The following is a 24,034-nucleotide window of genomic DNA, read 5'->3' on the forward strand; positions in this document are numbered from 1 at the left end:
CTCAATCATTAAACCTTGGGCATCAATATCACAATAGTGTATATTTAGTCCCATCATTTTAAAAAGATGACTGGCATTGGAATAGTAAGGATTTTCCATGATTACCCGGTCATTAGGGTGAAATAATACTCGTCCGCATAAATATAATGCCTGCTGTGTACTATTTACGATCAGTATATTTTCTGGTTGTACCCGGCTATGACGCTGTGTATTAACCAGATTGGCGATTTCCTGTCTGAGTAATGGAAGACCTTGAGTATTATCTTTTAAAAAGATATTTAATCCGTTCTGCTCTAAAGCCAGTTTTTCGGTGTCATACCATTTTTTAAACGGAAAATTTCGTACCTCTGGCATACCATCTGCGAAAAAATCCAGATTTTGGTCGAAAAATAGAGTCTCCAGTTGAATCAATTGTTCAGGCAAGCTGAAACTGCCTTCTTCCTCAATAGTACGTGGAATTTGAGAAGGAATACTAAAAGTCCCTTTACCCTTGACCCGATATACCAGCTTTTCGTTTTCTAAAAGTTCGTACGCTTTTTCAATAGTATCCCGTGAAATCCCCAAACTTTCAGAAAGGAAGCGGCTAGAGGGAAACTTAAATTCCTGAATATAATCTGATTTTTGTAAAAAATTCTTAATGACCTGAAAGACTTTAAGAGTAAGCCGCCTTTCGGAGCTATGTTTGAGCCCATTTTTAACGCGCTGGAGAAACTCATTATTATTCATTAGTCACCTGAAACAAGCCCCAGATTTACTGAGGCTACTATTTTATAATGCTATCACTGATTCGCCATTTTTTTCTGATATGAAGGCATATATTCCGGTTCCTGAGTAACAGCCAGATAAAAGAACCCTAAAAACATACAGCCAAGTAAAATACTGATCAGTACTGTAATAATAGGAAACTTGGAGGAGGATTTTTTAGACATAAGAGGCTCTCTTGGTTAATTCGGTTTTATGTTTAAAAATAGTGTCTATAAATTCTTCATAAACAGATATTTTTTCCAGAATATGTTCGCTATATAGCAGGTCTTGAATAAGCTTTAAATTATTATTAATACTTAGGCTATTATTTAAGGTACTAAGTAATTCTGCATTGGTCTCAGCAATGAGCTCACATATTTCTGCCGCCGACTGAGTTTTTTTCTTGCCTAATAAGCCAGCTAAGCTTGACCTGGTTATTTGCAGTTTACTGCTAGAAAACGGCAGATAGATAATCTTCGCATGCAGAGATTGCTCTAACATTTTCAGATTTTTATCATCGTAATTTTGAAGGTCAATAAAAATCAGCTGTCTAAGTTTCGGATCAAGAAAAGCTCTTAATAGGCTGTATAGCTTGGTTTGCACACTGTTTAACTGCTGTGGTGCTATCTGAATAAAAAGTCCCATTTCATCCAGAGATTTTTCTTGTTTTATAAAATGAAGATTATCTATATTTAAATAATGACCTAACCATAACTCGGAGCTTACAGGTAAATAACAACTTGTCTTATACTGGAGAACAGCAAGAATAAATGGAGAAAAAAGATAAGCTATTTTTTCCTGCTTATTTTCAATTTGGGCTATATGTACATATTCACAAGATTCAGGAAAATTCTGGCGCTGATAGATAGCATAGCCTAAACTCTGCTCCATCATCTGGCCAGAAGTGGTATTAAAAAAAGGAAGTACAGTATCAAGATCGGAAGCTGTAGCTTGAAACGTCTGAAGAATTCGGTCAAGCAAAGGAGTCATACTTATTCCAAAAATATCGGCCTTAAATATTACTGCTTCACTATAGAGAAGACTGCTGGGAAAGTGGTCTGAAGCACTAAATGGAAGTGGTCTGTTTTAAACAGACCACTTTTTAATACTATACTGCCAACTGTACAATTAATAGGCAAGCTGTATTAAGACACGAAATAGACCGGCCACTAAAACCAGACTGAAAAATCCCGCCAGCCATAACACTGCAAACCACTGCTTTTCTGAAAGCTTCATTATAACCTCCTTCTAGTTAGTGGTAGCCTTCATCTCCTACCCGAACTTTATGGCGGAATACCCAATATGCCAAGCCGGTATAAACCAGAATAATCGGAATAAGAATTACAGCGCCCACCAATGTAAACAGCTGGCTGCTATGTGGGGCTGCTGCCTGCCAGATCGTTACGTCATAAGGAATAATGTAAGGCCATAGACTGATCAGGAAGCCAGTGAAAGCCAGAAAAACCAGCGCTAGAGTAAAAATAAATGGCTTATGTTCATTTTGTTTCTTGACAGCACGTAAAGCAAGAACTGTGAAGATTACTACAAGAATTGGTACCGGACTGAAGTAGGTTAAATACGGCTGAGTAAACCAGCGCTCTGCTATAAGTGGCTGAGCAAAAGGTGTATATAAACTAATAGCTGCAAAAATAACCAGTAAAGCGATTAGCATTTTTGGCATTAAATGAAACATTTTCTGCTGTAGATCATGATCAGTTTTCATAATCAGCCAACCGCAGCCCAGAGTTGCGTACATTACGACCACACCTACTCCAGTGAACAGAGAAAATGGCGTTAGCCAGTCTAATGCACCACCTATATATCGGCCATCTGCAATTTTAATTCCCTGAATATACGCACCCAAGATCACACCCTGGAAAAAACTTGACAGCAAAGAGCCTAAAATGAATGATTTGTCCCAAAAATGTTTTGTCCGGTTAGCTTTAAAGCGAAACTCGAATGCCACTCCTCGAAAAACCAAAAACACAACCATCAAAATTATGGGCATATATAATGCAGACAGCACGGCGGAATAGACTATTGGAAATGCTGCGAATAACCCTGCACCACCGAGTACCATCCAGGTTTCATTACCATCCCAAACGGGAGCTACGGTATTCATCATTACATCGCGTTCCTGTTCCCCTTGAATAAAGGGAAACATGATACCAATGCCCAGATCGAATCCGTCCATTACTACATACATCAATACACCCAAGCCAATAATGGCTACCCAGATCAGAGATAAATCAATCATGATGTTTCTCCTTTGTATCTTGATCGGTTGTGTCTGTTTTTTCAGTAGCCGCACTAAGTGGGCGCATTGGTGTTTTAAAATGACCCGGTCCGCCATGATCGACAGGATCTGCATGAACAAATTCCGGACCTTTATGCATCAGACGCAGCATATAATAAATGCCGATTCCAAATACCACCGTATAAACCACCACAAAAATGATTAGTGTCAGGCCAACTTGACTTGCCGGTACAGGCGACAAGCCATCTGCAGTCCGCATAACGCCATATACTACCCAAGGCTGACGCCCTACTTCTGTTGTAAACCAGCCAGCAAGCAGCGCTATAAATCCTGCCGGTCCCATTACTAAAGCAAAATATTGTAGCCCTCTATTTTCATATAAACGGCCACCTTTACGGAGTAGTAGTCCTCCTAAAGCCAGTAACAGCATCAATATGCCCAGACCGACCATAATCCGGAAACTCCAAAATACAACCAGAGAATTTGGACGATCTTCTGGAGCAAAATCCTTGAGGCCTTTTACGGTGCCATCCATACTGTGAGTCAGGATTAAGCTACCCAGGTTGGGAATACCGACCGCATATTTGGTTTCTTCTGCTGCCATGTCTGGAATACCGAACAGGTAAAGTGGCATGCCTTCATTATGATTGGTTTCCCAATGTCCTTCCATTGCGGCAATCTTTGCTGGCTGATGCTTCAAAGTATTCAGACCGTGCATATCGCCAATGAAAATCTGTAATGGGGCAAGCACCAGCAACATCCAGAGTGCCATAGAGAAAGAAGTTTTTACCATAGCATCGCGACGGCCCTTTAACAGATGCCATGCTGCAGTTGCACAGACCAGTAAAGTCGAGACCAGAAAAGCTGCCATTCCCATATGGAATAAACGGTATGGAAATGAGGGGTTAAATATAATCGCTAGCCAGTCTTGCGGTACAATGATGCCATTTTCAATAGCATATCCCGCAGGTGTCTGCATCCAGCTATTGGAAGACAGAATCCAGAACATTGAGATACAGGTACCTAGAGCGACCATAAGAGTGGCAAAGAAATGGGCTTTAGGACCAACCCTGCCCCAGCCAAACAACATAATACCCAAGAAACCAGCTTCAAGGAAAAATGCGGTTAACACTTCATAGGTCAGCAATGGCCCGGTGACACCACCTGCAAAACGTGAGAATTCACTCCAGTTGGTACCAAATTGATAACTCATTACGATACCGGACACTACGCCCATACCGAATGCTACAGCAAAAATCTTAATCCAGAACTTGTAAAGATCTTGAAAAATTGGATTTCGGGTTCTCAACCATCTCCATTCGAGTACAGCAAGAAAGCTTGCCAGCCCAATGGTAATTGAGGGGAAAATGATATGAAAAGAAACCGTAAAGGCAAATTGTATTCGTGCAAGCTCAAGCGCTGTTAAACCTAAGTCCATTACTTCACCTATATTATTCTACAGAGCACTGTATTGTTATTGTTAAGCACAAGTTGAGGTTGGAGCTTAAAGAAGCTTATCAATTCACAGTACTGAGATTGTTCAAAAGAAGCATGTGGCTTTATGTTTTGTTTTGTACGCAAGATATCAGTAATAATCCATAAGATAGATTTAACTTGCCGTACTGTAGCGTCTGAAGATAGTAATAACATAACTATTCTCTTTCTAAATTTAGATAAAACTGGTCTAGAGTAATGATTACCCTAAAGTTTAAGTTAATGATTTAGACAGGAATATATAAAGGAGGCGCTCGTCCCTGCGGAAGCAGGAACAGTCTTTGCAGACTAAAATAGATATGCCGAAATACTTGTTCAAGTGTAATGAGACGAATCTGTATACGAATCAGGATTTCTTTAAAATCTAAATAAGGGGGAAGAACTAGATTCCCATAGACTGTACAGTACTGGCATTGATGATTAGGATCATGGTGACTGCTGGCATGATCATGAACTGGGGAATCAGAGAGAAACCGGTGCTGTGATGTGTCATCCAAAGAAAAATACAGCTCATGCTGGTGCGGAGGCGCAAGTAATACATGAGTAATTTTCTCACAGACTGGCGCAACCTGATATCGCTGCGGTAATAACGGCTGCAAGAATACTGCAATCTGTAAACATACTGTTGCCAAGGCCAGCAACAATCCAGCACGTAATAGCAAAGCTTAATCTCGACCTGAACGGGTTTCCGATTGATAAGCTAAAGCATGAAAAACATTGAAAAATAATTCCAACTTTTTGTGTATGCTTTCACTCTTTCCTTACTATAGTTTATAAAAACATATTTTGAAAGTGGCCTGAGTTAAAAACTTAATGTGGTCTGTTTTTAATACCTTTCCAAACACAACTTATAACAGATATGTAGTAGGACCTTGATTCTTACTGAACTCGGAACTATATTATCAGATTTTAGTTACCCTAGTTAACTATATGTCTAATCTTCCTACTTTTCGTTCTGCACTTCTGGTTTCGGCTAGATTGATGAGTGATCAGATTAATACCATTCTTGAACCTTACAGCTTGAATTATTCATTATGGCAGGTACTACATACCATTCACTTTAAACATTCATGTACCTCAATTGATATTGCTGAATATTTAAATATCTCCAAGCCTGCTGTTGCAAAGCGAATACATATATTGATAGAGCTTGAGCTTCTGGAGCAAATTGATACAGAAGATAAACGGCAAAAAATGCTAACTTTATCTTCAAAAGGCTTATCCCTGTTTGAACAATGCAGCAGTTGTATTGATCAATTTGAATATTCATTAATTCGGCACATTGAACCAGAACAACTGGCACTTGTAAAAGCCACGCTGGAATTAGTGTTGAAGCAACTTCAAGACTCCAAAAGAGGTGCAATATGAAAGACAGTGCTCCCTTATGGACCCGAAATTTTATTCTGGCCAGTGCTATTAACTTTCAGCTTATTCTGGTTTTCTATCTTCTAATAGTGGTTATTGTAGGTTATGCAGTCGCTGAACTAGGTGCTTCCACCGCACAGGCAGGTCTGATTTCTGGTCTTTATATTGTAGGAACCTTATTTGGGCGCCTGCTGATTGGAAAATTTTTATCTCGATTTGGACACAGGCTTACTTTGCTTACTGGCCTGAGTGGATTTTTCCTGTTTTCTGGCCTTTATTTTATAGAATATGGTATTGGCTTTTTACTATTTGTACGTGCTATTCATGGTTTCACAATGGGTGTAGCTTCTACTGTTCTAGGAACCCTGATTGCACAGATTTTACCAGTGTCTCGCCGTGGTGAAGGTATTGGTTATTATAGTATGAGCAGCACCTTGGGCACTGCTATCGGACCATTTCTAGGAATCTGGCTTAGTTTAAATTTTGATTATAATGTAATTTTTATATTCTCAAGCATAATTGCATTCTGCTGCCTGTTTACTGCTCTAGGTATAAAAATGCCCAACTTAGTAAGCAGACAGGAAACAGCAACAGCTTCACCTCCAAAATCTAGCTGGATTACACAGTTTATTGAGCCGCGTGCTGTGCCGATTGCCATTATTGTACTATTAACTTCAGTCTGCTATTCAGGTGTTCTTTCCTTTATTAATTTCTATGCAAAAAGTTTAGATCTGGCTAAGGCGGCTTCTATTTTTTTCCTGATGTATGCATTAGCGATACTATTTTCTCGTCCTTTTACCGGCCCTTTGATGGACCGAAGAGGTGAAAATATCATCATGTATCCGGCTATTTTAATTTTAGCATTCGGCTTGTTCTTGCTAAGCCAAGTTCAAACTGCAAGTATGCTGCTAATTTGTGCGGGTTTACTAGGATTAGGTTTTGGAAATATTCAGTCAGTGTGTCAGACCATTGCTGTTAAAAGTACCAGTTTAGAGCGCATGGGACTTGCTACCTCAACCTTTTTTATTTTTCTGGATGCAGGGTTGGGATTTGGGCCTTATATACTCGGAAAATTACTGGAATATATAAACTACTCGCAGTTATATTTTATAAGCAGTCTTCTGGCTCTTATTTGCATTGTCCTATATTATCTGCTGCATGGTCGCAAGGTACGCGCACCATTTAAAACAGTAAACTTATAGAATAATTTTCTATTCTGATTTTAAGAATAAATTATCTTTAAATAAGAAGGATAGCTGTTGCTATCCTTTCTCAATCATTTTTAAATTATAGCTTTGCCATTAAAACCCGGTCTGAAACAAGTGATTTCCAGCTATCACGTAAAACAGGTAAATAAAATTTTTCACCCACTTCTACCAGTTCGGCATCAATCAAAGCATGGATTTCATGCATAAATAGATAATCTAAATCTATATCTGATAACTCAGGATGCTCTAATGATAAAGCTTTACGTTTTGCTTGGGCCTTTTTAACTAACTGATCTGCAAATTTTTTATCTTTAAATTTGGCAATAGCACCTAAACGTAACTCAATGATTCCCCAGCCATTCAAAAGTTTCTTGAATAGTTCAAAATCTTGGGTTGTTGATTCCCAAGTCATTTTTTCCAGATCTTCATCATCCGGTAAAACTGGTAAAATCAGCTCCATCACGCTAGGAAAGATCTTTTTAAAATTCAGAATAAATTTAACTGGATGTTCACCCGGATAATCTTTAAATTGCACTTGTTTCTGAACATCTGTTAAATAAATATCAAGCATTAAAAATTTCCATAAATAAGTTACTGTTTTATAATCGCTTAAATTTTACCCAGCAAAACTTTAGCTAAATAATTGCAAAACAGTATTAAAAAGCAGTTTGCATTTTAGCAATTATGCCAACTAATTCAATGTTATTTGGCCAATGATTGAACTTATAAAAAGCCCTCAGTTGGGGGGTTACTCTTGCATGTATTACGCTCTAGTGTTTATTAATTAGCTAGACATCTCACATCATTCTCTTTTTATGATCAATGTGCGCAAATTTAGTCATGTTGGGCTTTACAACCTCTGCCGATGAGTGCAGTCAGGATTGTTTCGGATAATATTACGAAGTACCAGAAGTTTTATTAACTGCTGAGGAAATAGAAGAACAACAATTCAAGGTGATTGGCGGGGTTTGGCAAATCTCATCTATAAAGATGGTAGTTAAATTTCGGGTGTTAAATATTCAAATATTCGGCATAATAAAATTATAATTGACATATAAATAGTCAATAAAGCCTGTTAATTGTGAAGCCACTCTATTTCAATATTTATGGAGAATAAAAAGAATGACCACCAAATCTGAAATTTGCCATACGGCAAAAGAACAAGTGGCTTTTGAGCTTATGAAATACATAGCCGAGGTCGAAGCCGCAGAAGACCAGGAAAAGTACCATAAGCCTACTGTACGTGAATATTATTTACGTCTATATGGTAAGTGCCTACATGTGATTGAGTTTCCGGACTCAGACTTTAGAAAGCTGATGGATGATAGGGAATGATGAATATTAGGATAGAAAATAACTAAATAAGAGAGTGTGTTAGACACAGTACTCTAGTAATGCTGCTTAGATTTTCCTAAAAAAGGAATACAAGTCAGTTTTTTATAAGAGTTAAGTATTGATATTTATGAATTAGCAGAGAATTTGATAAATGGCAAAATTGGCTTCAACTTTTTGCTAAAAATATCAATTTGTAAACCAGGTCAAATGGTCTAATAGAACCGCTTGCGGGGGAGTTGCGGCTTTACTTTTTCTCTAATTTTTTCCTCTTTGAAGAATCTTTATATTTTGATAAGTTTAATGCTCTAGATAAGATTAAATATTTCTGTAAATCACACAAATCTACATTTATTGAAAATGGTTATCTAATGGCAGGATTCTCCATTAAACAACTCGACTTTAAAGTTATTGAGTATACTGAACTTCTTAGTAAACTAATTAATTACCAATATAGGTCTAGAAGACTTCAAGCTATAGAGGATATTTTAACTTCTATAAGAGTGGTTTTTGAAAGAAAGTTTTCATCTATTGAAGTTAGTCCTAAACTTATAGGACATTTAGGATAGAAATATGATTTCAACTTTGCTCACCATGCGACATTTATTGATTATATTAAAGCGGATAAAATAAGAAGAATGCTCAATCCAGAAAATGATTGAGACTAAAAACCTTAATAGTGATATTTCATTCAATAAGATTATTGATGATTTAGAGAATGATTAGTCTAAATCAGAATAGATGATTTTTTCTGGTTATAATAAGGTTCAGCCTCTATCTAAATTTCTAGCAAGTTGAATATTCTTAATACTTTCCACCTTCAACGGTAGGTTTTTCTTTTAAATAGAATTCTGAAAAATTAAATAAAAAGATACTTAGCAACATACTCAAGAAACCCGCACCTCTTGCATCCATATGATTTCTGATTTTATTATGCAGGATATGAGCTCCAAAAATCATCTCAGTAAAAGCTTACACATTCAATTCTATATTTTTATTTTAAATCAAAGAATAAATTTTTTTAAAGTTTCTTTTTTACAAACTAAAATTTATAATTAGCAAGCTTTAATTAAAGACAAACCTCGATGAAAACAGAAGTAGTCCTTATCCTTCTTTTCACTTTAACCATTACTGCATGTCAAAAACAACCAGAACAGCCTATGGCTGCTGAGCCTTCGAATGAACCTGCAGTAACAACAGAATTTGATCAGGCAGATAAAAAAATCACAGACTTTCTGGACCAGCTTGATCATCCTAATACATCACAGGAACAGCGCACCCAGATCATCTGTAAAGACTACCCTGCTGTTTATAAAAATGAGTATATACCGGCTTTACTAAAGCTCTCACCAAATGAGTATACTGAGCCTAAACTCCTTCAAGATATGAAAATTGCCTTAAACTATTATGTTCAGAAAGATAAGGTAATCTGTAACGAGTAATACCAGACTCGCTTATTCGTTAATTAGCTGATCTTCTAGCTAGCGTTGAACCAAATCTATTTTATTTACACTTATAAGCACTATTTTAAGGATTATAGAATAAACTGTAATTTATGAGGATGCCACCTCAGCTTTACAAATACAGGTAACTAAGAGCTAATAAACAGTTAATAATTAATCTATTACTTATTAACGAGGGTCAAGCTATAGCGAAGCCTTGGAGCGGTATGAATCACAGTAAGTCCTAGAGATTTCCAGAAAAAATTTGCGGGTTTAAGCTCATCGGTTTCAAGTTCGACAAGAACGGCGCCAAGACTCTGCCCCCAACTTATTACATTCCGCCATAGCGCTTTTCCAAAACCATGCCGATGGTATTCATCACGGACATAAAACTCTGCAACATTTAGGATAATATCATCATCTTTGCCAAGCCAGGCATTAGCAATGGCAACAGGTTCATCGTTGAGATACATAATAAAAAATCCTCGATCTCCCTGCCTAAATCGTTGCTTCAAATCGGATGAGATCAGTTCTTGAATTTTGGTTTCACTATTATTAGTGTAGACAGTCGGCCAGTGACGCTGAAAATATTCACAGCACAATACAATAAAATCCTGCCACGCTTTCGATTGGGGATCAATACGTTCTATCCTTAGCATTATAAGTATCCAATGGTGGCATGAATAATCTCAACAACCCAGATTGTACATAGCCATTTGACACAGTGTCTATCCGGTTTTAATTAAAAGTAAATTTAGATGAAAAAATAACCCTCACCTTTCTTTTCGTTAAGAGGATAGATAACAGTAAAATTAGGGCTAACTAAACTCAATTATCTTGTTATTATATCCATACTAGTCCTGTGTTTTTATTATTTTTATTCAAGCATATATTGAGTAAGCAATACCCCTTTTACTATTCTCTTATTAGTTTTACTTTAAGGTCCACTTATTATATTCAAAGTAGACGACTTCTACTGGTGCATTTTAAACTAAGCTGCACCAGTTTACACTTGTCGGGACGAGCTGATCACTATTTAAAGTTAGCGATTATGGCATGGGTTATTCTGATTCTTGCAGGTATCTCTGAGATTGTCTGGGTGTATTCAATGAAGCTATCAGCAGTTTTTATTAAACTCATCCCTAGTATTATTACCCTTTTCTTTATGGTTCTTAGTTTTGGTGTGCTTGCCTATTCAATGCGCACCCTTTCCCTTGGTACGGCTTACACCATCTAGACAGGCATTGGTGTAATGATCTGAGTGTAGAAATTGCTGGTAACATTGAGCAGAGTTATCAAGCTTCGAACATAAGTTGGGGATTTTAAGCCTTAAATCTAGCAAGAATTCTGCTTCACACGACACAATATCTATCAAGAACATTTTTAACAGCGATTAAGCAAGTCATTGTATATCTTGGATTAAGTAGTCGGCACTTACCAAGCTTTCATGAAATACCTATACTTCCATTCCCTTGTATAAGAAAGCTGGAAAATTAGTCCAAACTCTCGCAGGCCATACAACCAAAAAAATGACAGAAATATATACTTCAAGGCATAAACTTATCTGAAATGATGCAGATATTGGGATTGATCTTCCCTTTGATATGAATAAAAAAATAAGCCCGCTCTTATTCTTATAGCTTATTTATTGGCTAAAATAACAGGAAAGTAGCCAGCAAAGCCAGATCATAATCATTTATTTTATATAGGTTCCTAAGTAGCGATTTGAGCAAATTTTTAAGTAAAATTAATCATATAAATATTATGAAAAATAGCTGTTATATCTTTCTTGGAAATTAATATATATCCAAAAAAATCATCATTAGCAGTTAATACCTATTGGACGAATTTATTCGCCTGTAAAAACTGCCGATGTTTAATTGGCTAGAAAATAATCCTATCTGGATTACTTAGTATTTGGTGAAACCATTTTTTCCGGTCTGACCACTTCATCAAATTGCTGTTCAGTGACCAGATTAAGTTCTACAGCAACCTGCTTTAGTGTCTTTCCTTGTTTATAAGCTGTTTTAGCTACTTTGGCCGCATTTTCATATCCAATCACTGGATTTAAAGCCGTCACAAGCATAAGCGAGTTATGCAAGAAATAATCTATTTTTTCACGATTTGGCTCTATACCTAGTGCACAGTTATCATTAAAACTATTACATGCATCACCTAGAAGCTGGACTGATTGTAATAAATTGAATGCAATCACTGGCATAAAAACATTTAACTCAAAGTTCCCTGAAGCTCCAGCAATATTAATTGTAGTGTCATTGCCCAATACCTGAGCAACCACCATAGTCATAGCTTCACTTTGGGTCGGGTTCACTTTTCCAGGCATAATACTTGAGCCCGGTTCATTTTCAGGAATATATAACTCTCCCAAGCCACAACGTGGCCCACTTGCCAGCCAGCGAATATCATTAGCAATCTTGTTTAGGCTTGTAGCAAGCGTCTTTAAAGCACCTGATGCAAATACAGCTGCATCACGGCCTGCCAAAGCCTCAAATTTGTTAGGGGCTGTGATAAAAGGCAAGCCGGTGAACTGTGACAGTCGCGTTGCAGCTTTTTCAGCATATTGGGGATGAGCATTTAAACCTGTTCCTACTGCCGTACCCCCTAGTGGCAATTCGTACAATCCTTCAAGAGCCTGATTCAGACGTTTTAATCCATGATCTAACTGTGATACATAGCCACTAAATTCTTGACCTAACGTTAAGGGGGTTGCATCCTGCAAATGGGTACGACCAATCTTAACAATATCTTTAAATTCTTCAGATTTTCGTTCTAAGGTATCTTTTAATCTGGTGACCGCCGGTATAAGAAGTTCATTAATTTGCAAACTGGCTGCTACATGAATTGCAGTCGGAAATGAATCATTAGTAGATTGGGCCCGATTTACATGATCGTTTGGATGAACCGGCTTTTGTGAACCTAAAGCATTTCCCAATTTCTGGTTGGCAATATTGGCAATTACCTCATTACAGTTCATATTACTCTGGGTGCCTGAGCCAGTTTGCCATACAACTAGCGGAAACTGGGCATCCCATTTACCTTCAATCACCTCTTCAGCAGCACCAACGATATAACCAGAAATTTCATCTGTGATCTGGCCAAGTTCGGCATTGGTCATTGCTGCCGCCTTTTTAACCAGCCCCATTGCACGAATCATAGGACGCGGCAGACGTTCCTGTCCAATTTTAAAGTTCTGCAAACTGCGCTGTGTTTGAGCTCCCCATAAAGCTTCATTCGGGACTTCAACCTCACCCATAGTGTCGTGTTCGATTCGAGTTTGCATAAACGTCCTCTATCTTTGTACTGAATTAAGAATATATTGGTTCAATCATTTAAAACTGCTCGTAATCTATTATGCTAAGCAATAATCACCTTTATATAAATAATAATCATTTTTATTAAATTAATTATTGCCCTTGTAGTGTATTCTGATAAAAACGCCACTCATCCTCAATCATCTGTTTCAAGGTGCGTTTAGGTCCCCACTGAAGCTGAATTCTAGCTTTATTCAAATTAGCACCTAACTGTTCAAGCTCATCGAGTTTATGGGTTGCATCGATGGTACGAATGTCTGATTGAGTATAAGTCGCTACCTGATCTAATAGAGCTTGTATAGAAACTACTTTCTCTCCGGCAATATTAAATGCTTCACAACAATGATATTGATTTTGCAGCCAGAGCAAACTAGAAATTATTGCATCACATGCATCAAGTACATGTAAAAAACTTCGCTCTACAGTCTGATCCTCTGTATTTGCATGACGCTGTAATTCAATATATTCCCGTTGCATTGCTGCGGCCTGCATAGCCATCGGCATAATGTTTTTGGGTAAAGGTGTCACATATTCACCTAAAACTCCGTGTTCAAAAGCTCCCGCCACATTACCCAGCCTTAAAACAGCTATTTTCCATTCATTATCTGTTTTATAAGTATCATAAATAATTTCTTCAACCATCTGTTGAGATTTAATATAAGGATTTGGATAGGTATAGTTAAATTGCTCATCTTCTGTGAGATCCAAACCGGATTTACCATATACGGCCAAAGAAGATAAATGTACTAGAGAGCGGACACCTGTGCGCTGCATTGAACGTAACAAACTCATAATACAACTGACATTATCATTGTAATATTCAAGTGGTTTTAATCTAGATTCTTCAAGAGACTTGAATGCAGCAGCATGAATCACAGCATCAACTGAATACTGTTCAAAAACTTTATTCAGGGCAGGCGTATTACGTACATCAATTTTTACAAATGGCACATACATTCCGGAAATGTATTCAAGTCTTTCCAGAGTTTGCAAATTAGCATTGGCCAGATTATCAACAATAATGACCTCTTGCCCTTGAGCTAGCAAGTTTAAAACTACATGCGAGCCGATAAAGCCTAAACCACCAGTCACTAAAATCATTGTATACTACCCTTAAATGATGATGCGTATTGCTCCGTCATAACCCTGATCGAAACAAATCACTGATCTAAACCGAATGAATATTTAATGAGTACCTTACTACTAATTACCTCTGCTCCGACTTCAATATATGCCTGGCATGCACTTGGTCTTGCTCAGGCCTTAAAAACTAAAGATGAAAACTTTCGTGTATTTTTTTACCAAGATGGTGTAATGGTAGCCAATAGCTTGCAATGGTTACCAGATGATCAGCGCAGTTTGACTCACGAGTGGCAAAAACTAAATATTCGCTTACCGGTATGTGTCAGTGCAGCACTAGCACGTGGCATTACTGATGAGCAGAATGCACAGCGTCATCAGATCAGTCAATACAACCTTGCTCAGGGATTTGAACTGGTTGGATTAGGTGAACTGGCAGATGCCGTACAGTCTGCTCAACGTTTAATTCAATTCTAAGTTGTTATTTTCAATAGATTGTTGCTTTTAAAAGGTGAATTGTGTGAGAACTGTACTTGTTATATTAACCCAGCCTAACCTTGGTAGTTTACAGATACATGAAAGCCTTTCAGCCACAATGGTTTTGGCGACTTTTGGCTGTCAAGTCAAAGTGTTACTGCAAGATGCAGCTCTCACTCTATTACGCTCCAAATTAGAATTTGACCAGTTACGCCATGCCTTCAAGATTGCTTCAAATCTGTTAGATAGTTTTGAATTTTATGATTTAACACCTGTACTTATAGAGGAAGAAGACCAAAACTCTTCTTTTGTAAAAAATACTCAGCAGGAAATTCAAATTGTAAAGTTTGATGCGGAATTCATCCGCTCTTTTGATCATGTTCTGTATTGGTAATTTTCACGAGTAATATATATGACAGATAAAACCCTTTTTCTTGTACAGTCAGATTACTCTTCCACTCCTCAGGCATTAAGCAAATTACAGAAAATTTATAGTCCTGAAGATACCATAGTCCTTATGGGTGAAGCAGTGCTGTATTTTTCTGTCGAGTGGTTAAAAGAGTGTGCCTCCCTTTATATATTAAGAACTGATACAGAACTTTTAATAGAAAAACTCCCTGATTTTATTGATCTAATTGATTATTTAAAATTTGCAGATATTATTTTGCAATTCAATCGTTGTATTCGCTTGAAATAATACTTAGGCTATTTTTATGAATCTTAAACTGGATCAGGACGGCCATCTGGTCGATTATACGTTGTGGAATGAAGAGGTTGCTCAGCAACTGGCAAAATCACTGGAGCTTGAATTAACTCCTTGGCACTTCAGAGTCTTACAAGCCGTACGTCAGTTTTACCATCAGTATGGGCATTCTCCTGCCACCCGCCCGCTCATTAAGTATCTGATCAAGACTCTGGATGATCCATTAATTGATAATGCCCTTTTACAGGAAAAATTTAATACCGGCCTAGTTGCTCGGCACTTGAGCCGTCTTGCTGGTATTCCTAAACCTGCTAACTGCCTTTAAGAGTATTTTAAATAGGAAATGAGCAAGATGAAGCCAATTAAAATAGAATAACTTCTTGTTTCCTCTTCTTTTTGCTCAAGATATAAACAGGAAACTTACTGGTAATTAAGATTTTGCCAATATGACTTGCTGAATACTCAGACTGGGATGAGATCAAGTTCCAGCTAGTATGAACAAAAAGGTCAACTTGCTGTATAATATTTATACTATATATTTTTACTGAAAATTTATTTAGATTAAGTAAATCTCCTATTTATTTCCTTTAGATCTATTGGCTACTTAATAACTATAAATTCACCTTTAGTAAATTTTTCAATTAAAAATTTTTAAGTAGATTCATGAGTAAATGAAGAAAAACCCAACTTTATGTATGCAAACCTTCTTTAATAGGACTCTCGTTAAAATCCTCTTCTTTTTAAAAATATTTATTTAATTTCAATAGTTTAATCATATATTATTAAAAATAAATTTTTTATTTATCATTCAGTTAAGATATTAAATTAAAAAATAGAATCCTCGAATTTCCGTATAAATCAAACATTTAATTATTTTTAAAAATTTATGTAATAATTTTTAAATCTATAAAAAAATATTTACAGAAAACTTAATGATAAAATTTGTAAATAAAAATATTTTATAAGAGTAAATAAGTAAACTTTTAACTCATTACTGAAAATTTTAATACATCTAGCCAGTTCATGAGATCTGTTAAAATTTAAAAAAATTCTAAATTTGTCATTTTTTAACATTGCCAATTCCCTGCAAAGTTTTCAATATATAGCTCAATTTTGGCATTGATCTTCTGTTTCAATTAATACAAATTATAAAGAATTTGCAGAATAATATGCCATAATACGCAAACTTTGCTGACATCTTGTAAAGAATGCATATATTTTTGATATTGGAGCAGGCTGGATGAGTTCAACCATTTTGGTTATTCATGGACCGAATTTAAATTTGCTAGGTAAACGTGAACCGGAAGTATATGGTCGTCTTAGCCTTCAGGATATCAATCAAAGTCTGATTTCACATGCTCAAAAAGCAGAATTTTCTCTGAATACTTTTCAAAGCAATTGGGAAGGTGCAATTGTTGACCGGATTCATCAAGCTCAAGATGATGGTACACAGTTTATTATTATCAATCCTGCTGCACTGACGCACACTTCAGTAGCTTTACGCGATGCCCTGCTTGGGGTTGCGCTTCCTTATATTGAAGTCCATCTTTCTAATGTGCATGCCCGCGAAACTTTTCGTCATCATTCTTATTTATCCGACAAAGCAGTCGGTGTGATCTGTGGTTTAGGAGCAAAAGGCTATCATTTTGCTCTGGACTATGCGATCGAAAAAATTAAACCCTCTTCTCACCAATCATAATTAGGAAGACTCATCCATGGATATCCGCAAAATCAAGAAACTCATCGACTTGATGATTGAATCCGACCTGCAGGCGATTGAAGTCAAAGAAGGCGATCAGTCTATCGCCCTGACACGCCGTATGCCGGTCGTTGCAGCGGCGGCTACTCCTGCGATGCCAACTCCTGCTGCATCAGCCCCTGCAGCTAAAGCACCACGTGGTGCAGTAGAAACGTCTCCAATGGTCGGCGTGTTCTATGCCGCACCAAGCCCAGGTGAAGCGCCATTTGTTAAAATTGGCCAGACTGTTTCTGCCGGTGATACGTTAGGTATTATTGAAGCAATGAAAATCATGAATCCGATTGAAGCCACTCAAAGCGGTGTAATTGAAGAAATACTGGTCAAAAATGGTGAAGTCATCCAGTTTGGTCAACCATTATTCCGCTATCGCGCTTAATACCCGGGGATTCATATGTTGCAGAAAGTTTTAATTGCAAACCGAGGTGAGATTGCCTTGCGCATCACCCGGGCTTGTAAAACTTTAGGAATTAAAACCGTTGGTATTTATTCCGATGCCGACAAGGATCTGATGCATCTACGCTTTTGTGATGAAGCAGTATGTATAGGGCCTGGTACCAGCAGTGAAAGCTATCTAAATATTCCGGCTATTATTACAGCAGCAGAGATTACCGGTGCAGATGCAATTCATCCGGGTTATGGTTTTTTATCTGAAAATGCTGAATTTGCAGAAATCGTAGAAAGTTCAGGATTCATTTTTATTGGTCCACGTCCTGAACATATTCGCCTGATGGGTAATAAAGTTTCAGCAATCATGGCGATGAAAAAATCTGGTGTACCGACCGTACCTGGTTCAGCTCATGCTGTAACGACCAATAATGCTCTTGCTGAAGCAAAAGAAATCGGTTTTCCGCTGATTGTTAAAGCTGCCTCAGGCGGTGGTGGCCGTGGTATGCGTATTGTCGAGCGTGTAGACACTCTGCTTGAATCTGTCCAAGCTGCCCAGCGTGATGCTGAAATGTGGTTTGGTGATGACACGGTTTATATGGAGCGTTTTCTGCAAAAACCTCGTCATGTAGAAGTTCAGATTTTGGGTGATGGCAATGGTCATGCCATTCATCTTTATGACCGTGACTGCTCTTTACAGCGCCGTCATCAGAAAGTTCTAGAAGAAGCACCTGCACCATTTCTGCCAGAACAGGCACGTGCAGATATTCTTGAAGCATGTGTGAATGCTTGCAAATTAATGCAATACCGTGGCGCAGGAACATTCGAGTTTTTATTTGAAGATGGTGAGTTCTTCTTTATTGAAATGAATACGCGAGTTCAGGTTGAACATCCGGTGACTGAAATGGTAACGGGTGTAGATATTATTGAACAGCAGTTGCGTATTGCAGCAGGTATCGGGCTTGATCTTCAACAGGAAGATATTAAAGTACGCGGCCATGCAATCGAATGTCGAATCAATGCAGAAGATCCTTCAACCTTTATGCCGTCACCAGGTAAAATCGAGCAATTTTATGCTCCAGGTGGCGCAGGTATCCGCTTAGATTCACACATATATCCAGGCTACAGTATTCCACCTTATTATGACTCTATGATTGCCAAGCTGATTTCACACGGTAAAGATCGTGAAACTGCAATTGCCCGGATGAAACAGGCACTAGATGAAATGATTCTTTCTGGAATTAAAACCAATATTCCATTGCATAAAGATCTTATTTTACAAGATAAGAATTTCTGTAGCCAAGCTATGGATATTCACTATCTGGAAAAGCATTTACTTAAACAGCTTGAAGGTCAGCAAGAGGCCACCAAAGCCAGCTAGTGATGTATCATGATAAAAAAGCCTTTTGATTCAAGAGGCTTTTTATTACCTGATTTTTTATGGTTTATGAAAACTAAAGTTAAATAGTACAAAGAAGTTTAAGGCAAAATTCGCTTTAATGTAGCAAAACACTCCTGCCCTTTTTCTGTAGCACAAAAATTGATCGTATGAGTATTTTTCCATTGGACAAAGTACTGAGAAATCTCACCCGTCTGGTCTTCTCGTCGACCAGAGCAATCCGTCTGATTATTATCGTATCTTACCTGCATGATTAACGCAGGCAACTTGTCTTTTAAGTCATCTGAAGGTTGATAATCATAAAGTGCGTACGACCACTCTTGACCACTTTTAATCATTACTTCATTGTCATTTCGAAAATTATAATATTCTACACATTTTTTATTGTTAGGAATTTCCATGCCCCATAGACCCATAATTTCAGGACGAGTAAAAATACGGATCGTATTAGCAGATAATTTTTCTGACTGGGCTTCAGTTTGCGCAGAAGATGTTGGTACTGGTTGCTGTTCTGCCCATACCCAACCTGAACAAAGTGTAATAAGAGCTGTAAGATATAGTTTTTTCATGAATTTTTTAACCTTGTCCCCATAAAATTTAAATTAGCATAAATTTGTAAAAAAACTTGTTTGAATAACGTTATAAAACAATATTTATCTTCACTCTTGATTTATTGCGGAGGGGTTTTACAAGTAGGCAATATTATAAAAATCAGCTAAGCTAAATTGCTCCGTATCATAATATATGCGTACATCCTAGAAATAAAAGATCAAAGATATAAAAGCACATAGGAAATACTTAAATAATGAAAATTCAAGAATATATGCAATATGATGGCCTGGGACTAGCTCATCTTGTTAAGAATAAACAGGTACAGGCTTCCGAACTTTTAGAACTTGCTATACAACGCGTAGAAATTGCAAACCCTGAGCTCAATGCAATTATTATTCCTATGTATGAGTATGCTCAAAAGCGGGTAAAACTGGATTTAAATGGTCCATTTGCTGGTGTGCCTTTTTTAGTAAAAGACCTGTTTCAAGAATACAAAGGCATACCGACCAGTTATGGCTGTCAGGCATTAAAAAAGCTCCCCTACATTCCCGAGTTTAATGCGGAGATTGTAAATCGCTGGGAGAATGCAGGTATCATTACATTAGGTCGCACCAATACACCTGAATTTGGTATCAAAGGAATTACTGAACCAGATGCATGGGGAAGCTGTGCTAACCCATGGCATTTAAAACACAACAGTGGCGGTTCTTCTGGTGGTTCTGCCTCAGCTGTAGCAGCAGGTATTGTACCGGTAGCAGGTGCAGGAGATGGTGGAGGTTCTATCCGGATTCCTGCATCCTATTGTGGTTTGTTCGGACTTAAGCCTAGTCGTGGTCGTACGCCATGGGGCCCTGGTATGAGTGAGGCCATGCACGGCGCAGCTATGCAGCATGTTCTGACACGAACAGTACGAGATAGTGCAGCTATGCTTGATGCAACACAAGGATTTGAATCTAGCTCGCTCTTTAAAATTGAGGCTCCTTTACAGCCTTATAGTGAAGTTATTCAGCAGCCACCCAAGCAATTAAAAATAGCTTTTTCTACTGTTTCACCTATTGGTACACCAGTTTCTAAAGATGCTGTTAATGCAATTCAGCATACTGCTAAAATTTTAGAGTCTTTAGGGCATATTGTTATAGAAGACCAGCCCGCAATCGATGGTATGGCCTTAGCCAAAGATTTTATTACGACATGGTTTAGCCAGTTCTCTTATATGTTGGCACAGATCAAGCAGCAGACTCATGCTAAAGATCAGGATTTTGAACTGGATTCTCTAGCCTTGGCTGCTTTTGGAGCACAAACTAGTGCTAATGAGTATATTCATAATCTCAATAACTGGGGCGATTATGTCAGACAAATGAATTATTTTTTTGATCAGTATGATCTTTATTTAATACCAGCTACTGCTTCAGTAGCCCCTAGAAATGGAGAGGTTACCACACCAAGCTGGCAAAAACCGATCCTGAAAATGTTAATTAAATTAGGTAAAGCACATTATCTTGTACGCGGAAAACTGGTCGAACAAATTATTTGTGAAAATCTGAAATGGGTACCCTTTACCCAGCTGGCAAATATTACTGGACTTCCAGCAATGTCAGTTCCACTATATTGGAACAAGGAAAATCTCCCACTAGGTTCGCAATTTATTGCACCGTTTGCGCGTGAAGACCTCCTCTTCCAATTGGCTGCTCAGTTAGAACAGGCTCAACCATGGATAAGCAAGTATCAAGAAATTAAGGTCTAGCTCTATAAAAGCCTGTTATCACACAGGCTTCATTCCAGTTGGTATGAAACCTCAGCGATTTTATATATAAGCGCAGTTTATATATAAAATTATAAATTAAGACTCTAATATTTTTTCAGAATGATTTGTCGAATTCTATACAAAGATTAATATTCGCTTGACCTTGACGCGCTTGTAATCATAAAAACAGTCTACCCCTCCAAGATCTGCCAGTAATAGCCTTCCAGTGCATTGTCTGATGCTATACCTCATCCCCATATAAGTACTATCTAATGCCTGATCCCGACTTTGCTTGCTGCCTGGGTGTGAAGTTATCCCAAATAAGTCGCTTTAGTTCTTACACTTTACTTCAATCTGATACTCATCTTGAGTAACTTTAATTTTAATCTTTTTATATCTTCTTTTATTAGGGTCTATAGCAGAGCCTGCTACCTCTTCAAAAAAGGCTCTATCATTCATTAATTCCCCATAAGCCTTATAACCAATCAATATTTTTTCTGGCGACTGATTTTCTTCCTTAATTCTAGCAAGCATATTGTCTAGATTTTTAACATTGATATTTGGCATAATTGAGCTACTCAAAAAGTTAAGACTCAATTTTCTTCTATTTTTATGACTAAAAGATGAATTTACTCTTTATTAGATTCAAATATATATTGAAAGTTCATTGTTTTAACTAGAATTAATTAAAAATTTTATGGTTTTTAATATATCTTGATTTAACTTTATGCAGCCTAATGTCTGGATTGAAAAAACTAAAAGTGACTTTATTTGCTCAATGGATATTAAACTATTTTTAACTAAGAAACAGGTCCCAGGTCTCTTGTATTAAAAAATGAATAATAAGCTAGAAATTTAGATGTCTTTTTTAGCATTATTATATTAATATTTTAATATATTATAGATAATTAAAAAGCTCATCTTTCAATGAGCTTTTTAAATTGTATTCACATATGAGTTTTATTATTTACTTTAACTATTAAAATCTCTTAATATAAACTGTTTAATAGTTTCATCAAAATTAGCTTGTGAAAAATTTAGCTTATTATGTTTTAAATTTTTATAGTAATAGCTAGCTGCCATACTCATACCAAATAAAGTCAACAATTTCATTGCTCACCTCAAATTATTTAACTGACTGAATATAAAACTATCATTCTAATATGTAGCCTTCCAACCCCTTTTCTCTTACTTTCTGTACCTCATGTAAAAGGATGTATATAAAAAAAGCTTGCCAAATGACAAGCTTTTTTTTGCATATTCATAGAGTAAACTTAATAAATCTTCATCTCTGTAGTAGACTCTTTTTTAATCAAAAAACATACTACCCACAAGATGTAACTATATTGTAGTTATGATTTAAACTCTTTAACCACATGAAGCATCTTTAATCTGGTTAGTTACAGGATCTATAATTACTGTAATGCGCTCAATACGATAGTCCATCGTAGCTGGCTGATTAGGAGTGAGAGTGCGAACAATTTTAGAACCAGTTTTCTGTTTAATTTGCTCATCACTTAAACCAGTATGTCCAACCAGTTTTTTAGCTTCTGCCGGAAGACACTGAGCCTGACCCATATTAGTATTATTGGATACTCCATTTTCTGGAGAGTTTGCACAAGCAGTTAATCCTGTAGCTACCAGCGTTAAAGCTAAATAAGTAATTTTTTTCATCATCTCTACTACCCTTCTTCAAAAAAACAACCCTAACAAAAAAGTATTCTTATAATCAATAAACATATATAGTTCATTTGTAGAGTTAACTAGTCATTCGAGCTACTACCATCAGAGCTTGAAGATGTATCGTTATTAGTATTATCCCAAGAGCCAGTAGCTCCACCTCCACTAAATGAACCATTATTCCCTGTATATTCTATATGCTTTGATGAGGAATCCTGCTCTAGGGTGCTTATATAATGATGACTACAAGTAATTTCATGAAATGAGTTTTTAATTGGTCCGCAGTAGCGTAAACTTTTGTTTCTTCGATACTTAAATTTTTTATAGCCTATAAAAATTAAGAGTAATATAATTAAACCAGAGACTACATAAAGCATAATAATTACTCTGTTGTCGACGTATAACTTACTTTTAAAGCTTAGAGGTTAATATATTAAATATTTTGTTATTCGTATTAGGTTGAATTATTATCTGACGCAGAATTATTATCTTTTGGATATCTATTGTTATAGGATTCATTTTTGCTCTTCTTTCTAAAAAGCTCTATATTTATTAAAACATACAGAACACATAATAAAATTAGACCCAAAATCATGAAAAATAAATTCATCTAACAAGAGCCTACATATAAATTAAGTAGTCTATTTTTTAAATAAACTCTAATATTTAATAAATGAGCTACCATTAACTAAAATAGATATTTTGATAATTTACTTAACTTCATAAATAAATTTTTATGAATCCTGCTCTAATGTATGAGGAGACTCAGGTTGGTTTTTATCACTTTCTTCTTTCTTGTTCGCACAAGCAGTTAGACTAAGAGTTACAGCTAAAATAACACCAGTTATAGTTAAATTTTTCATATTTTTCCTAACTTTTTACTACCTAGTTCGTTATTATAGAAGATATAAATTACTAATTCTTTCTACTTATATAGTAAAAATGTTATAAATACGTATAAAAATTTGTCTTTGAAAATATATAAAATTTATCTTTTCTCCTATAAACTACATATATATTTAAGTAAAAAATGATTCATTTTAATTATCTATTTATATAATTTTTTTACTCTTGTGATAGAA

27 protein-coding genes and 1 pseudogene (1 of these 28 running past the window's edge) are annotated in these 24,034 nt (G+C 36.6%); 13 read left to right on the plus strand and 15 right to left on the minus strand.

Features of this window, described 5'->3' with window-relative positions:
- From B3R63_RS06080 to B3R63_RS06110, 7 genes are all read right to left on the minus strand, one after another.
- On the minus strand, positions 1 to 726 hold the 5' portion of the coding sequence (locus tag B3R63_RS06080; protein ID WP_286729154.1) for an aminotransferase class I/II-fold pyridoxal phosphate-dependent enzyme. 81 nt of this gene lie to the left of the window's left edge; only the first 726 of its 807 coding nucleotides appear in the window; the start codon lies at positions 724 to 726; its stop codon lies off the left edge, out of view.
- A 53-nt stretch (positions 727 to 779) separates the two neighbouring features.
- Positions 780 to 929 carry a hypothetical protein gene (locus B3R63_RS06085; RefSeq protein ID WP_005014443.1) on the minus strand — a complete coding sequence of 50 codons (150 nt, stop codon included), beginning with the start codon at positions 927 to 929 and terminating at the stop codon, positions 780 to 782.
- Positions 922 to 1,734 carry a hypothetical protein gene (locus tag B3R63_RS06090; RefSeq protein WP_286729156.1) on the minus strand — a complete coding sequence of 271 codons (813 nt, stop codon included), beginning with the start codon at positions 1,732 to 1,734 and terminating at the stop codon, positions 922 to 924. Before B3R63_RS06090 ends, B3R63_RS06085 begins: the two co-directional genes overlap by 8 nt.
- A gap of 138 nt (positions 1,735 to 1,872) precedes the next feature.
- Entirely contained in the window at positions 1,873 to 1,980 is a 108-nt protein-coding gene (locus tag B3R63_RS06095) for a hypothetical protein (protein ID WP_005014449.1), read from the minus strand.
- 16 nt (positions 1,981 to 1,996) lie between these two features.
- Positions 1,997 to 3,001, minus strand: coding sequence for a cytochrome d ubiquinol oxidase subunit II (gene cydB, locus B3R63_RS06100; protein WP_005405641.1), 1,005 nt, complete (start codon positions 2,999 to 3,001; stop codon positions 1,997 to 1,999).
- Positions 2,994 to 4,439 (minus strand): cytochrome ubiquinol oxidase subunit I, encoded by a 1,446-nt coding sequence (locus B3R63_RS06105; protein ID WP_286729157.1) that lies wholly within the window; start codon positions 4,437 to 4,439, stop codon positions 2,994 to 2,996. Before B3R63_RS06105 ends, cydB begins: the two co-directional genes overlap by 8 nt.
- A 283-nt stretch (positions 4,440 to 4,722) precedes the next feature.
- Positions 4,723 to 5,157 (minus strand): DUF2946 family protein, encoded by a 435-nt coding sequence (locus B3R63_RS06110; protein ID WP_248130792.1) that lies wholly within the window; start codon positions 5,155 to 5,157, stop codon positions 4,723 to 4,725.
- Positions 5,158 to 5,425: 268 nt separating this feature from the next.
- On the opposite strand from B3R63_RS06110, the gene B3R63_RS06115 reads away from it, so the two are divergent.
- Together B3R63_RS06115 and B3R63_RS06120 are read left to right on the plus strand one after the other, a co-directional pair.
- Positions 5,426 to 5,863: a MarR family winged helix-turn-helix transcriptional regulator gene (locus B3R63_RS06115; protein WP_034428629.1), complete on the plus strand. Its 438-nt coding sequence runs from the start codon at positions 5,426 to 5,428 to the stop codon at positions 5,861 to 5,863.
- Positions 5,860 to 7,062 (plus strand): MFS transporter, encoded by a 1,203-nt coding sequence (locus B3R63_RS06120; protein WP_265761489.1) that lies wholly within the window; start codon positions 5,860 to 5,862, stop codon positions 7,060 to 7,062. Before B3R63_RS06115 ends, B3R63_RS06120 begins: the two co-directional genes overlap by 4 nt.
- Before the next feature lie 85 nt (positions 7,063 to 7,147).
- On the opposite strand, the gene B3R63_RS06125 is transcribed toward B3R63_RS06120, so the two are convergent.
- Positions 7,148 to 7,639, minus strand: coding sequence for a hypothetical protein (locus tag B3R63_RS06125; protein ID WP_005405471.1), 492 nt, complete (start codon positions 7,637 to 7,639; stop codon positions 7,148 to 7,150).
- A gap of 551 nt (positions 7,640 to 8,190) precedes the next feature.
- Between B3R63_RS06125 and B3R63_RS06130 the strand changes: the two genes are divergently transcribed.
- Together B3R63_RS06130 and B3R63_RS06135 are read left to right on the plus strand one after the other, a co-directional pair.
- Positions 8,191 to 8,403 carry a hypothetical protein gene (locus B3R63_RS06130; protein ID WP_005405582.1) on the plus strand — a complete coding sequence of 71 codons (213 nt, stop codon included), beginning with the start codon at positions 8,191 to 8,193 and terminating at the stop codon, positions 8,401 to 8,403.
- Between the two features lie 1,082 nt (positions 8,404 to 9,485).
- Positions 9,486 to 9,842 (plus strand): hypothetical protein, encoded by a 357-nt coding sequence (locus B3R63_RS06135; protein ID WP_005025774.1) that lies wholly within the window; start codon positions 9,486 to 9,488, stop codon positions 9,840 to 9,842.
- A gap of 182 nt (positions 9,843 to 10,024) precedes the next feature.
- Here the strand turns inward: B3R63_RS06135 and B3R63_RS06140 are convergent, their stop codons facing one another.
- Positions 10,025 to 10,501, minus strand: a complete 477-nt coding sequence (locus tag B3R63_RS06140) for a GNAT family N-acetyltransferase (protein WP_286729159.1) — start codon at positions 10,499 to 10,501, stop codon at positions 10,025 to 10,027.
- A gap of 392 nt (positions 10,502 to 10,893) precedes the next feature.
- Between B3R63_RS06140 and B3R63_RS06145 the strand changes: the two are divergent.
- A pseudogene (locus B3R63_RS06145) lies at positions 10,894 to 11,076 on the plus strand (DMT family transporter); the annotation flags it as partial.
- Positions 11,077 to 11,748: 672 nt separating this feature from the next.
- On the opposite strand, the gene fumC reads toward B3R63_RS06145, so the two are convergent.
- Together fumC and B3R63_RS06155 are read right to left on the minus strand one after the other, a co-directional pair.
- Positions 11,749 to 13,143 (minus strand): class II fumarate hydratase, encoded by a 1,395-nt coding sequence (gene fumC, locus B3R63_RS06150; RefSeq protein ID WP_286729160.1) that lies wholly within the window; start codon positions 13,141 to 13,143, stop codon positions 11,749 to 11,751.
- A gap of 124 nt (positions 13,144 to 13,267) precedes the next feature.
- Positions 13,268 to 14,275: an NAD-dependent epimerase/dehydratase family protein gene (locus B3R63_RS06155; protein WP_286729161.1), complete on the minus strand. Its 1,008-nt coding sequence runs from the start codon at positions 14,273 to 14,275 to the stop codon at positions 13,268 to 13,270.
- 87 nt (positions 14,276 to 14,362) lie between these two features.
- On the opposite strand from B3R63_RS06155, the gene tusD reads away from it, so the two are divergent.
- The 7 genes from tusD (at position 14,363) to accC (ending at position 18,958) form a co-directional block, all read left to right on the plus strand.
- On the plus strand, positions 14,363 to 14,731 hold the full coding sequence (gene tusD, locus B3R63_RS06160) for a sulfurtransferase complex subunit TusD (RefSeq protein WP_005014468.1): 369 nt from the start codon (positions 14,363 to 14,365) through the stop codon (positions 14,729 to 14,731).
- Between the two features lie 43 nt (positions 14,732 to 14,774).
- Positions 14,775 to 15,125, plus strand: coding sequence for a hypothetical protein (locus tag B3R63_RS06165; RefSeq protein ID WP_005025766.1), 351 nt, complete (start codon positions 14,775 to 14,777; stop codon positions 15,123 to 15,125).
- An 18-nt stretch (positions 15,126 to 15,143) separates the two neighbouring features.
- Positions 15,144 to 15,428: a hypothetical protein gene (locus B3R63_RS06170; RefSeq protein ID WP_075039896.1), complete on the plus strand. Its 285-nt coding sequence runs from the start codon at positions 15,144 to 15,146 to the stop codon at positions 15,426 to 15,428.
- A gap of 16 nt (positions 15,429 to 15,444) precedes the next feature.
- Positions 15,445 to 15,759, plus strand: coding sequence for a TusE/DsrC/DsvC family sulfur relay protein (locus tag B3R63_RS06175; protein ID WP_005025762.1), 315 nt, complete (start codon positions 15,445 to 15,447; stop codon positions 15,757 to 15,759).
- 915 nt (positions 15,760 to 16,674) lie between these two features.
- Positions 16,675 to 17,133 carry a type II 3-dehydroquinate dehydratase gene (gene aroQ / locus B3R63_RS06180; RefSeq protein WP_075039898.1) on the plus strand — a complete coding sequence of 153 codons (459 nt, stop codon included), beginning with the start codon at positions 16,675 to 16,677 and terminating at the stop codon, positions 17,131 to 17,133.
- A gap of 16 nt (positions 17,134 to 17,149) precedes the next feature.
- Complete coding sequence (accB, locus tag B3R63_RS06185) at positions 17,150 to 17,569, plus strand: acetyl-CoA carboxylase biotin carboxyl carrier protein (protein ID WP_005014474.1); 420 nt, start codon at positions 17,150 to 17,152, stop codon at positions 17,567 to 17,569.
- A gap of 15 nt (positions 17,570 to 17,584) precedes the next feature.
- Entirely contained in the window at positions 17,585 to 18,958 is a 1,374-nt protein-coding gene (gene accC / locus B3R63_RS06190; RefSeq protein ID WP_005025758.1) for an acetyl-CoA carboxylase biotin carboxylase subunit, read from the plus strand.
- A 98-nt stretch (positions 18,959 to 19,056) separates the two neighbouring features.
- Here accC and B3R63_RS06195 read toward each other — a convergent pair whose 3' ends face one another.
- Positions 19,057 to 19,545, minus strand: coding sequence for a hypothetical protein (locus tag B3R63_RS06195; protein ID WP_262475546.1), 489 nt, complete (start codon positions 19,543 to 19,545; stop codon positions 19,057 to 19,059).
- A 236-nt stretch (positions 19,546 to 19,781) separates the two neighbouring features.
- On the opposite strand from B3R63_RS06195, the gene B3R63_RS06200 reads away from it, so the two are divergent.
- Positions 19,782 to 21,272: an amidase gene (locus B3R63_RS06200; RefSeq protein ID WP_286729165.1), complete on the plus strand. Its 1,491-nt coding sequence runs from the start codon at positions 19,782 to 19,784 to the stop codon at positions 21,270 to 21,272.
- A gap of 330 nt (positions 21,273 to 21,602) precedes the next feature.
- Here B3R63_RS06200 and B3R63_RS06205 read toward each other — a convergent pair whose 3' ends face one another.
- The 3 genes from B3R63_RS06205 to B3R63_RS06215 all read right to left on the minus strand — a co-directional run bounded on the left by B3R63_RS06205 (position 21,603) and on the right by B3R63_RS06215 (position 23,815).
- On the minus strand, positions 21,603 to 21,839 hold the full coding sequence (locus B3R63_RS06205; RefSeq protein ID WP_005014486.1) for a hypothetical protein: 237 nt from the start codon (positions 21,837 to 21,839) through the stop codon (positions 21,603 to 21,605).
- Positions 21,840 to 22,640: 801 nt separating this feature from the next.
- Positions 22,641 to 22,949, minus strand: coding sequence for an I78 family peptidase inhibitor (locus B3R63_RS06210; RefSeq protein WP_005025747.1), 309 nt, complete (start codon positions 22,947 to 22,949; stop codon positions 22,641 to 22,643).
- 737 nt (positions 22,950 to 23,686) lie between these two features.
- Complete coding sequence (locus tag B3R63_RS06215; RefSeq protein WP_005014493.1) at positions 23,687 to 23,815, minus strand: hypothetical protein; 129 nt, start codon at positions 23,813 to 23,815, stop codon at positions 23,687 to 23,689.
- Between the last annotated feature and the right edge of the window lie 219 nt (positions 23,816 to 24,034).

The organism is Acinetobacter sp. UBA1297 (genome assembly GCF_002307755.1).
GTDB lineage: Bacteria > Pseudomonadota > Gammaproteobacteria > Pseudomonadales > Moraxellaceae > Acinetobacter > Acinetobacter radioresistens.